General features: G+C 37.4%; 11 protein-coding genes. 3 read left to right on the plus strand and 8 right to left on the minus strand.

Going from position 1 to position 12016, the window contains the following annotated elements; genetic code table 11:
- Nucleotides 1–29: 29 nt before the first annotated feature.
- The 3 genes from LCF45_RS25405 to abc-f all read left to right on the plus strand — a co-directional run bounded on the left by LCF45_RS25405 (nt 30) and on the right by abc-f (nt 2847).
- On the plus strand, nt 30–398 hold the full coding sequence (locus LCF45_RS25405; RefSeq protein ID WP_002016114.1) for a MerR family transcriptional regulator: 369 nt from the start codon (nt 30–32) through the stop codon (nt 396–398).
- A gap of 4 nt (nt 399–402) precedes the next feature.
- Nucleotides 403–948 carry a flavodoxin family protein gene (locus tag LCF45_RS25410; protein ID WP_002016115.1) on the plus strand — a complete coding sequence of 182 codons (546 nt, stop codon included), beginning with the start codon at nt 403–405 and terminating at the stop codon, nt 946–948.
- A 264-nt stretch (nt 949–1212) separates the two neighbouring features.
- Nucleotides 1213–2847, plus strand: a complete 1635-nt coding sequence (abc-f, locus tag LCF45_RS25415; protein WP_078177898.1) for a ribosomal protection-like ABC-F family protein — start codon at nt 1213–1215, stop codon at nt 2845–2847.
- Nucleotides 2848–3128: 281 nt separating this feature from the next.
- Here the strand turns inward: abc-f and LCF45_RS25420 are convergent, their stop codons facing one another.
- From LCF45_RS25420 to prfB, 8 genes are all read right to left on the minus strand, one after another.
- Nucleotides 3129–3440, minus strand: coding sequence for a YbjQ family protein (locus LCF45_RS25420; protein ID WP_002112849.1), 312 nt, complete (start codon nt 3438–3440; stop codon nt 3129–3131).
- A 65-nt stretch (nt 3441–3505) separates the two neighbouring features.
- Nucleotides 3506–5221, minus strand: a complete 1716-nt coding sequence (locus LCF45_RS25425; protein ID WP_002034767.1) for an ABC transporter ATP-binding protein — start codon at nt 5219–5221, stop codon at nt 3506–3508.
- Between the two features lie 128 nt (nt 5222–5349).
- Complete coding sequence (locus LCF45_RS25430; protein WP_016121049.1) at nt 5350–6534, minus strand: PDZ domain-containing protein; 1185 nt, start codon at nt 6532–6534, stop codon at nt 5350–5352.
- 95 nt (nt 6535–6629) lie between these two features.
- Nucleotides 6630–8114, minus strand: a complete 1485-nt coding sequence (locus LCF45_RS25435; protein ID WP_002016124.1) for a S41 family peptidase — start codon at nt 8112–8114, stop codon at nt 6630–6632.
- Nucleotides 8115–8184: 70 nt separating this feature from the next.
- Nucleotides 8185–9078: a permease-like cell division protein FtsX gene (ftsX, locus tag LCF45_RS25440; protein WP_002089596.1), complete on the minus strand. Its 894-nt coding sequence runs from the start codon at nt 9076–9078 to the stop codon at nt 8185–8187.
- Nucleotides 9068–9754, minus strand: a complete 687-nt coding sequence (gene ftsE / locus LCF45_RS25445; RefSeq protein ID WP_003192357.1) for a cell division ATP-binding protein FtsE — start codon at nt 9752–9754, stop codon at nt 9068–9070. Before ftsE ends, ftsX begins: the two co-directional genes overlap by 11 nt.
- A 323-nt stretch (nt 9755–10077) precedes the next feature.
- Nucleotides 10078–10401: a cytochrome c551 gene (cccB, locus tag LCF45_RS25450; RefSeq protein ID WP_002124013.1), complete on the minus strand. Its 324-nt coding sequence runs from the start codon at nt 10399–10401 to the stop codon at nt 10078–10080.
- 456 nt (nt 10402–10857) lie between these two features.
- Nucleotides 10858–11956, minus strand: a protein-coding gene (gene prfB / locus LCF45_RS25455; protein WP_100248371.1) for a peptide chain release factor 2 whose coding sequence is annotated in 2 segments (ribosomal slippage) — nt 10858–11883 and nt 11885–11956 — 1098 coding nt in all. Because the reading frame shifts where the segments join, the coding sequence is not laid out codon by codon here.
- Between the last annotated feature and the right edge of the window lie 60 nt (nt 11957–12016).

The following is a 12016-nucleotide window of genomic DNA, read 5'->3' on the forward strand; positions in this document are numbered from 1 at the left end:
TACAATACATGTAAAAGGAGTGAAACGCATTGCGAATTGGAGAGTTATCAAAAGAAACTGGGGTTAGCGAAAGGGCACTAAGACATTATGAAGAAAAGGGATTACTCCCTTCGAAACGCCTAGCAAATGGCTACCGTGATTTTGATGAAAGTGCAATCGAAAAAGTAGAGCTGATTCAAATGTACTTGCAAATCGGCTTAAATTTAGAAGAAACAGAACGAATGCTACGTTGCCTTGAAATCGAGCCACATCTTTACGAAAATCCGTGTAGTAGTATCCTTGCACTTTACGAAGACAAACTTGATGAGGTAACGAAGCAAATCACATTACTTTCCAACATTCAAACGAATTTACAAAAACACGTTTCACTCCTAAAACAAGCAAAAGAAAAGGGATGATTACATGTTTGTTATACATGGCAGTTCAAGACAAAACGGAAATACGGAAGCTTTAACACATATGGTGATTGATGGGATTGAAACAGAACAAATTTACTTGCGTGATCATATCGTCCACCCAATCATAGATCAGCGCCATGATGTAGAAGGATTTCAACCTGTAAATGATGACTACGAGCAGTTAACCAAACGCATGCTAGAGCACGACACGATTATCTTCGCTACACCGCTATACTGGTACGGAATGAGCGGCCACATGAAGAACTTCGTTGATCGCTGGTCACAAAGCTTGCGTAATAAATCTCTTCATTTCAAAGAAAAAATGAAAGGCAAAAAAATGTACGTTGTCATCGTTGGCGGAGACAGTCCAAAACTGAAAGCATTGCCGCTTATCGCCCAGTTTCAATATATCTTTGATTTTGTCGGTTCATCATTTGAAGGGTATATTATTGGGGATGCGAATGGACTAGATGAAATCAAGAACGATGCTGAGGCACTGGCAAAAGCACAATTGTATAATAATAAATTCAAAAATAGCACACAGAAATAAGTTTGACAAATCCATTTGTATGCGCATACAATAAAAGTAATATTATGAAAGGAAGGTACTTTGACCAATGAAGTTCTAATTCTCTTATTTATTTCATCCATCACAAATAGTGAACAAAAATGATGAAAACTAGCAGAGGATTAGTCTGTCCATTTGTCGATACTTTCTTTCGATACGATCATGTAAAAAATCGTTTATTTATGTACGATTTTTACATTGAAGGGCGACATTTATCCTCTCTAGTGAAACTAGGGAGGTTTTTTTATGACTATTTTAATCGCACGTAATATCGAAAAGAGCTTTGGTGATCGCACCATATTTACGTTACCATCACTAGAAATTCAAGCAAACGATCGTATAGGAATTGTCGGAGTCAACGGAGCTGGAAAATCTACGTTATTACAAATATTAAGTAAAGAAATAGAAGCTGACAAAGGCACAGTAACTCATCATAGTTCTATCGCCATCATTCCACAGCTTAGCGAGGGGATACCAGAAACCGCTTCTTCCCTCGCTAAGGGCAAATGGAATATTTCAAACGTCGCAAATTCAATGAGCGGCGGTGAACGAATGCGCCTAAAGATCGCCCATGCCCTCGAACAAAATGCAGGCATTCTATTTGCTGATGAGCCAACAAGTCACTTAGATATGTTCGGTACAGAGCAATTAGAAAAGGCACTTTTATCTTATAAAGGTGCACTTGTTTTAATATCGCATGATCGTGATCTTTTAGATGCCATATGTACAAAAATCATCGAAGTTGAAGACGGTACTATTCAAGAATATAAAGGTAATTATTCAAACTATCGAAAGCAAAAAGAACGTGAGCGAATACAAAAGCAGGCAGAATATGATCAATATATACAAGAAAAAAATCGGTTAGAACAGTCAATTTCACAAAGAAAGCAACGTGCTTCTAGCATGACAAAAATCCCAACACGGTTCAGTTCATCTGAATCTAAACTTTATAAGTGCAGCGGGGCTCATGGGCAAGAAAATGTTAGCAAAGTAGCGCAAGCACTAGAAACACGCCTTGAAAAGTTGGAACAGAAAGAAAAACCGAAGGACTTTTCTCAAGCTCAGTTTGACGTACAATACCACACACCAATTCATAGTAAAGCAGTTGTTCAGTTTAATAAAACAACGAAGAAAATAGGGGATCGCACATTATTTAAAAATATGAATGGAACAATTGTCCCTGGGGCAAAGCTTGCTATTTTAGGGGCAAACGGAAGCGGAAAAACAACTTTGTTCAAAATGCTTCTCGCGAACGAGCGTGGCATTCAGCTTTCGAAAAGTTGTAAAATTGGATACTTTGAACAAACATTATCTATTTTAAAAACAGATAAAACAATTTTAGAAAACGTTCTAGAAGAAACAAACTATACAGAATCGTTCGTTCGAACAATACTTGCACGGCTCCTATTCCGCCGTGAAGATGTTCATAAACCTGTGCACATCTTAAGTGGTGGAGAACGCATGAAGGTTGCACTCGCAAAAGTATTTTTAGGAAACTATAATATGCTTCTGCTCGACGAACCGACAAACTATTTAGACTTGGCAACGCAAGAAGAATTAGAAAGCATGTTACAGGAGTATCCTGGTACAATACTTTTCATTAGCCATGACCGTGCCTTTATTCGTTCTGTTGCAAACCATATTCTACAAGTAGATGAGAGCGAACCAAGAATATTCCACGGCAATTACGAGCAATACACAAAAAGAACCACCCAAGCTTCTGTAAACGTTACTGAACAAGAATTATTACGATTACAAACAAAATTAACAGAAATCATCAGCCGGATTTCTATCCCAAATCAGCATGATGACATCACATTTCTCGAACAAGAATACGAAAAATTATTAGTTCGAATTCGGCAGTGTAAAGAAGCGCTCTAATGTCTTCCCCATATATCGACGGGACCTTCCACATTTCCCAAGAAATATCGAGGCTTCGACATAGAATATCACCCTACCTATCATGTTAGACACAATAACAACAAAAAGCCGTGCACCAGCACGGCTTTTCACTTTATCCCACATTAACGGGCAGTAAGACTCCCACCTCAAAATTCGGCTTGAGCAAAGAAATTAGGTGGGAGATCAACTGCCCGTAAACGCCCGATTGGTTCAACTAATAATCAGTGGGGGATGAACCCCCCACTGATTAAAGTTTCACTTTATATACGGACAGCAGTCCCGCTCACCGCAACCATTAGCATTCCTTCGCGAACTACTTCGTAGTCCACGTCGATACCAACAATGGCGTTCGCATTTTTTTGTCTTGCGAGAGTTTTCATCTCTTCCATTGCAATGTCGCGCGCTTCTTTTAATTTACTTTCGTAAGCGCCTGCGCGACCACCGACAACGTCGCGGACAGAAGCGAAAAGGTCACGCACGATATTCGCCCCCATAATTGCTTCGCCATTGACGATATCGATATAATCAATAATCTCTTTTCCTTGAATTGTAGAAGTTGTTGTTACAATCATGATTGATAGCCTCCCGTATAAGATTTCCACTTACTTATGGTGCACTAATTCAGCAGAAATTATATTTACGAACTAAACTGCGCCTCATACAATCGGCTGTAACCCTCGCCTCGTTTAATTAGTTCCTCATGTGAACCTTGTTCTGCAATACCGTCTTTATTTACAACGACGATGCGATCTGCATTTTTAATAGTTGCAAGCCTGTGAGCGATAACTAATGTTGTACGGCCAACAGATAGTTCTGCAAGTGATTTTTGGATAGCAAGTTCTGTCTCTGTATCTAGCGCAGAAGTTGCTTCATCTAAAATTAAAATTGGCGGGTTCTTCAAGAACATACGGGCAATTGCTAAGCGCTGCTTTTGTCCTCCTGAAAGTTTCACACCACGCTCACCAATAACTGTATCTAAACCGTCTGGTTGCGAGTAAATTAAGTCCTCTAGCTGAGCACGTTTTACCGCCTGCCAAATTTCAGATTCTGAAGCTTTTAAGTTTCCGTAAGCGATATTTTCACGAATTGTTCCTGAGAATAAGAAAACATCTTGCTGTACAATTCCGATTTGCTTACGAAGTGACGATAACGTCATCTCTTTGGTGTCAATGCCATCAATTTGAATTGATCCAGATGATTGTTCATAAAAACGAGGTAATAAACTACATAGTGTTGTTTTCCCTGCCCCTGATGGTCCAACGAAAGCAACTGTTTCACCTGCATGTATTTTCAAACTAATATCGTTTAAAATCGGCTCTTTATTTTCATATCCAAACGTGATGTTATTGTATTGAATATCGCCGTGTACATGTTTAACTTCTATTGCATCTTTAGAATCTACAATATCCGGCTCTGTTTCCAGAAGTTCTACATATCTTTTAAAACCAGCGATTCCTTTCGGATAACTTTCAATAACCGCATTAATTTTTTCAATTGGGCGGAAGAAAATATTCGTTAATAAAACGAATCCAATAAATCCACCGTACGTTAATTCACCTTGCAGAACAAACCATGTACCACATATTAATACAAAGAGTGTTACAAGACGCATCAGCATATAACTAATCGATGAATTTAACGCCATAATTTTATACGCCATTAATTTTGTTGTACGGAAACGAGCATTATTTACAGCAAATTGCTCTTTCTCAAACTTTTCATTTCCGAATGCTTGTACAACGCGGATACCACCTACATTGTTCTCGATACATGCATTGAAATCAGCAACGTCTGAGAATAAACGTCTAAACGTACCTGTCATTTTTTTATTGAAGTAAAGTGCCAACCATAATAAGAACGGGATTACGAAGAATGTTAGAAGTGCTAACTTCCAGTTAATCATCATCATAAATGAAAATGCTCCAACTAAAGTCATAATGGCAATGAATAAATCTTCTGGTCCATGGTGAGCAATTTCCCCAATTTCCATTAAATCGTTTGTAAGACGTGAAATTAAATGACCTGTTTTATTATTATCAAAAAATCTGAATGATAGCTTTTGAATGTGATCAAACAATTTCTGCCTCATATCTGTTTCAATGTTAACCCCAAGCATATGTCCCCAATATGTAACGACATATTGCAAACCTGCATTTAACACATAAACTACGAACAAACCGAAACAAGCCCATAAAATAAGCGTCCAGTTTTGTCCTGGTAATAACTTATCAATAAATTGATTTACGATAAGCGGGAAACCAAGTTCGAGTAAACCTGCGATAACTGCACAGGAAAAATCGAGTACGAATAAACCTTTGTACGGTTTATAGTAAGAAAAAAATTTACGTAGCATATCTTTCCTCCCTTTTCCAAATTAAAAGACTCTCTAAATGATAACCATTATCAAATAATTATTCAAGTTATCCGTCTATGAAACTAAAAAAACCTTCATCTATATTTGATGAAGGTTTCCATTTTATTTTATATAGCTTCCGAATCCCACTCGTGCTCTTGCTGAACAAATACAACACCTAATTCATGATGTCCCCCGGCGTATAATGCCGTTTGAGCAAGACGAAGCTCACCATTTGTATCTACTACTTCTAATTTACAAAACGCTCCTGTCGTCTTCGTTTGAAGCGCGTCATAAAACTCTTCGGTACTTCTTGGAATGATTCCATTTACTTTCGTAATAACTTCTCCAGGCTTTAAATTCATCTCTGCCCCAATTGTATTAGGAATTGTATCTAACACAACAAGTCCATCATTACGTGCTGCAAAGTATGCTGGTCTTTTCTCGTCTGCAATTTTCTCTTGCATCGAGATTGTAAAGCGCCCAAGCATTGCGACTCCCATCGCGATAATTGCGAATACGTGCCACCAGTAACTTGCGATACCTAAAACGAGTACGAGCCCCGCTAAACCATAGACACGTCTTCCTGTAAATAATAAAGCTTCCGTCGGCTCATAACTTCTAACCTTTCTCATAAATCCAATTAAAAATGGAACGAGGAATAAAGAGTATGTAGTCGAACCTATTGAAACGACAGGCCACCAAGAAATAAATCCTGTCACCGCGTCTCCTGGTATAAGAATAAATACTGGTACAAGCCATAAACGATTGGATTCATGTAGTCCAATTCGTAGCCCACGCTTACCTTTGTTAATTTTCGGCGTAGAATAACGAACTGCATTTTTAGAGATTAATAAACCCTCTACAACGAGCATAACGCCTAGTAAAATAGCAAGGGATACAATCGTACCCTCTTCACCTTCTCCAAGCTGTAAGAAGGAAACTGGCATCTTAGACGATAACAACACGAGTGCAATCGCGATTCCGAAAGTATAAGCTACAGATAAATATCGATACATAGCAGTTAATCCGAATAATAACGTCCAAAGTAAAATTGCCCATAAACTCGCTTTTGAAACAACAAGCCCAAGCCCAATCGTAATAATAGATACGATTAATCCGTACCCAATACCTGCAAATAGAGTTGTTCGTAGTTCAAACCAAATATCATATACTTTAAAAGAAAAATCTTTTCGTTCTCGTAATATACGTAAGTATCCAACGAAGATACTACTAATTAAAAATACATAGACAGCAGGGTGTAAGAAAAAACGTCCAACTGCTCGTAGTATTTCAAAAAGCCATGCCTCCACGAATTCATTCACCACCATTTATATCATTCTTTCTTTTTATCTTATCATATTTAACACATAAAAAAATACAGGCATCAAAGTGCCTGTATTCTTTCTTATTTCGCTATTAATTTCAATGCCGTCTGTAATTGTAAATCATTTTCTCCAGAACGGATTTTTTCAATGATTTTAGTTTGAATCGCTTCAGCTGTCTTTTTATCAAGTTGTCCTGTTGCTTCCATCTCATTCGCATTTTGGAATGCTTTTAGTGCTGATTCTGTCTCTTTGCTAAAGTATCCATCTTCACGTCCTGGTACATATCCTAAGCTCTTAAGCATTTCTTGCGCGTGTTTTACTTGTACATCATTTGAATTGTATGAAAGTGTCTTTTCAATTTGAATTGGTGTCGCATGATAATAATCTGGTTGCTTCACTTCTACAGTTGGCGCGATTCCTTTTTTATGAATCCAATTGCCATCTGGTGTTAACCATTTAAACATTGTTAATTTAATGTTGCTGCCATCTTTAAATGGAACAGCCTGTTGAACAGTACCTTTACCAAACGTTTTTTCACCAATTAAATCGTATCCTTCTCCTTCTTTTAGCGCACCAGCTAAAATCTCTGAAGCAGAAGCACTTCCGTTATCAATTAATACTGAAATTGGATATGACTTTCTCTCTTTCAGTTCCGTAGAGAATTTCTTCTTCTCACCATTTCGCTGTTCTACTTGTAGCATTGGCTTTTTATCTGTCATGATGTCTCCTAGTATATCTTCTACACTATTTAAATAACCGCCAGGATTACCACGCACGTCAATAACTAAGCCCTTTATGTTTTTCTTCTCTAGCTCTTTTAACTGATCCTTAAATTCTTTCGCAGTATTTTCAGCGAAAGAAGTAATTTGCATATAACCGATATCTTTTCCGCTATCTTGCTTTACGGAACTAAATACAGTGAAAATCGGAATCTTTTCACGCTTAATTTTAAATTCTATCGGATCAGCCACTCCTGCGCGCTTAATTTCAATTGCAACAGTCGTTCCTTTTTTACCACGAATTTTTAATACTGCTTCTTCACGTGATAAATCTTTCACACTATTTCCATCTACAGATAAAATTTGGTCATTCGGTTTAATTCCTATCTTTTCTGCTGGTGAACCTTTAATTGGCGATACGATAATAAGCTTACCGTCCGTCTTGTTCACTTCAGCTCCAATCCCTTCAAGTTCAGGATCCAATGACTGACTAAACTGTTTTGCCGTTTCTTTATCCATATACGTGGAATAAGGGTCCTTCAGCGTAGACAACATTCCCTGTATCGCACCTTCGACTAATTTGTCGTCTTTCACGTCTTCCACATAACGTGAATCAATTAGTGCATACGCCTCATTAATCTTTACCAAATTCCCTTGCGCTGTGCCAGCATTACCATTCGATACTGTTTGCGTTACATACGCTGGGTTTATCCCAAACCAGTACATACCACCAAACATCCCGCCAGCACCAATTAAAAATGCAACAACCATTCCAATAATTGCAACTCTACGTTTCAATGCGGAATTCCCCTTTCCAGAACACACAGGTGGTGTAGCAAAAGGCATCACACGATGTGTGATGCCTTTACCTATTTCTACTATATGATAAGCTTGTACGAATTATGTTTGCAACTTTTTATACTTTTAAGAAGCGACGAATTGACATTACACTTCCCCACATACCGATTAATGCACCGATTAACATTAATAAACCAGCTAATTGGAATACGAATGGGTTGTATGGTAGAAGCTCGAAAATTGTTCCGCCAAGTTTTTCATTAAACACACCTTGCAACGAATTATACATAACTAAAATTAGGCCAATTGGAATAATTGATCCTAATACTCCTAGGAATAATCCCTCTAACAAGAACGGCCAACGAATAAACCAGTTTGTTGCACCAACAAGTTTCATAATTTCAATCTCAGTACTACGAGCATAAATTGTAATTTTAATTGTGTTAGAGATTAAGAACATCGCTGTGAATAGAAGACCCGCAATTAACGCAATCCCGATGTTACGACCAGTTTTTACAGTATCAAATAATTTTTCAACTTGACCTTTACCGTATTGAACATTACTTACAAACTGCATTTTCTCAATCTTTTTCGCAATTGTTGCCGTATCTGTTGGTTCTTTCGCCTTTACAACAAATACGTTTTTCAGTGGGTTATCTTGCTCAAATAACTCGAACGTTTTTCCACTATCGCCTAAGCTTTTAATTAAACGTTTCAACTCTTCTTCTTTAGAAGAATATTTAATAGAATCTACTTTCGCAATTTTACTCATATCTTCTTCTAATTTCTTTTGATCAGCTTCTTTTGCTGCTGGATCAACATGCACACGAATTTCTACATCTTGCTCTACTTTCGTCGCAAAATGGTTCATATTCATAATCGCTGTCAAAAAGACACCTACAAGTAATAATGTAACTGTTACTGCACTTACAGAAGCAAATGTCATCCATCCGTTACGGGATAGATTTTTCACACCTTCTCGCAAATGTCGACTAAGGGTTTTAGCCTTCATATCCGTATCCTCCCTCAATCTCGTCTCGAACAATTTTTCCGCCTTCAATTGCAATTACACGATGACGAATTGTATTTACGATATCTGCGTTATGTGTCGCCATAACAATCGTTGTACCACGCTCATTAATACGTTTAAAAATCTTCATAATATCAAGAGCTGTTTCAATATCTAAGTTACCTGTTGGCTCATCGGCAATTACAACCTTTGGCTTATTTACAATCGCTCTTGCAATCGCCACACGTTGTTGCTCTCCGCCCGAAAGCTCATTTGGAAGTGCATCGGCACGCTCTTCAAGACCAACAAGACCTAACACTTCTGTAACGCGCTCACGAATCGCTTCCTTCTCTTCTTCAATTACTTCTAAAGCAAACGCAACATTCTCATATACCGTTAATTTAGGTAGCAATTTAAAATCTTGGAAAATCACGCCTAATTGACGACGGAAATATGGAACATCTCTTTCTGCTAATGTTTCAATTACAAGTCCATTTACATTAATTGATCCTGTAGATGGCTTCTCTTCACGATACATCATTTTAATAAATGTAGATTTTCCGGCTCCACTCGGTCCAACTACGTATACGAATTCACCTTGTTTAATGTTAACTGTGAGACCAGCAATGGCTTTCATACCATTTGGGTACTCCTTATAAACATTCGTCATTTTTATCATTATTTATCACCCAATACTTAATGATTTTTTTAGAAATACTTTTCTGTACATTTGAAAATAAAAGAAAAACCTTTATTTTCATTCGACCATTCTTGTTGAAGGTAGCTTCCATACATACTTTTTATTAGCAATGCTACTCTATGTAATATATTTCATCAAAATTCTACAAACCCCATTGTAACATCAATCGGTTTCCAATTCGGATACAATTTTGTTACAGTTATGTTACATCCTAATAAAAGGTAAACGAGCTCATGTAATTACTTAACTCGAAGCACTTTTCGGTCAAGTTATACAATCAGCTCGTTTATTAATTACGTTTCTTATTTATGCTCCGCTAACCATTCAGCTACTTTTTTCGCATCTTCACCTTGAATAATTCCTGGTGACATTGAACCGCGGCCTTTTTCAATAATCTTTTCAATCTCTGCTGCGTCATATTTCTGTCCTACTTTTCGTAAATCTGGTCCAGTTGCTCCTGATAAATCTTTAGCGTGACAACCTATACAACTTTTTTGGAAAATTTGCTCTGCGCTATCTGTGCTTGCAGATTGTTTTGATGGTTTACTCTCTTCTTTATTTCCACATGCTCCTAAAGCAAAAACGACTGACGTCCCCAGCGTAATAGCCAACAATTTCTTTTTCACTTCTATCGCTCCCCATTGTTGATATTCTTTTCATTCATAACTAGGCAATAGTTTTCATAACACATTCAATATTCATTATAAGCATTATCTTTATATAGAAAAACTAAGGTGTATTTCATATTTTTCACAAATATAGTGAGAAGCCTAATAAAATAAGCTTTCATAAATTGTTTCAATTCTGTGAACACCTTAGAAAGTTCTATAAAGAGCCTTTTTCTCCAATCAAAACTGAGAAATTCTATATAAAGTCCTACTCTATTACCACTTTGTTTTACTATTCTCTACCTTTTACAAAACAATATACGGCATTGTATTCTACATATAATCTCATCAAAAAGAGAAGTTGTCGTTTCCAACTTCTCTTCCTCTTTATTTCATCAATATAAATAAGATAAGCCTCTTTATATCCTCTTGGACCTCAGCATGTGCCAACAATTCTGTTGGCTTTTTCTCTTATTAAATACGAGAACGTAAATACGCATCAATAAACGGATTAATTTCTCCATCCATAACTGCTTGTACGTTACCAACTTCTGTATTTGTACGATGGTCTTTCACAAGAGAATACGGGTGGAATACGTAAGAACGGATTTGGCTGCCCCATCCAATTTCTTTTTGCTCTCCGCGAATCTCATCTAATTGTGCTTGTTGTTCTTCTAATTTCTTTTGATATAATTTCGCTTTTAGCATTTTCATCGCATGCTCACGGTTTTTAATTTGAGAACGCTCTGACTGACATGTTACAACCGTGTTTGTCGGTAGATGAGTTATACGAACTGCTGAATCTGTCGTATTAACGTGCTGTCCACCTGCACCACTTGCACGATACGTATCTATTTTCAAATCTTCTGTACGCACTTCAATTTCAACTTCATCATTGAATTCAGGTACAACTTCACAAGATACGAACGATGTATGACGACGACCTGAAGAATCGAACGGTGAAATACGTACAAGACGATGTACACCTTTCTCCGCTTTCAAGTAACCGTAAGCGTTATGACCTTTAATTAATAATGTAACACTCTTAATACCAGCTTCATCGCCCGGTAAGTAGTCAACCGTTTCTACTTTAAACCTACGTTTTTCAGCCCAGCGCGTGTACATACGTAATAACATAGAACCCCAGTCTTGTGACTCTGTTCCACCTGCACCTGGGTGTAATTCTAAAATAGCGTTATTTTTATCATAAGGATCGCTTAATAGTAACTGCAGCTCGTACTCATTCATTTCTTGAATTAAAGTTTTCACTTCAGATTCTAGTTCCTCATGTAAATCTTCATCATACTCTTCTTTAAGTAAGTCATGCGTCATTTCTAAGTTTTCGAACGTCTCATCTAACTGACGGAACCTTCCAACCATATCTTTCAGCGCATTCGCTTCATTAATTACAGCTTGTGCGCCTTGTTGGTCATCCCAAAATCCTGCGCCCATCATCGTTTCTTCTAATTCTGCAATTTGTTTTTCCTTAGTAGGAAGGTCAAAGAGACCCCCTAAAAGCCGCTAATCTCTTAGCCATTTTTTCTAATTCTTGCCTAATTTCTACTAATTCCATTTCCTTCACCTCTATGTAATTGCTGTTACTTTCATATGAAAACAAGGGAAACTCTCTCCG

It is taken from the genome of Bacillus sp. 41-22 (genome assembly GCF_025809295.1).
Taxonomy (GTDB): Bacteria; Bacillota; Bacilli; order Bacillales; family Bacillaceae_G; genus Bacillus_A; species Bacillus_A mycoides.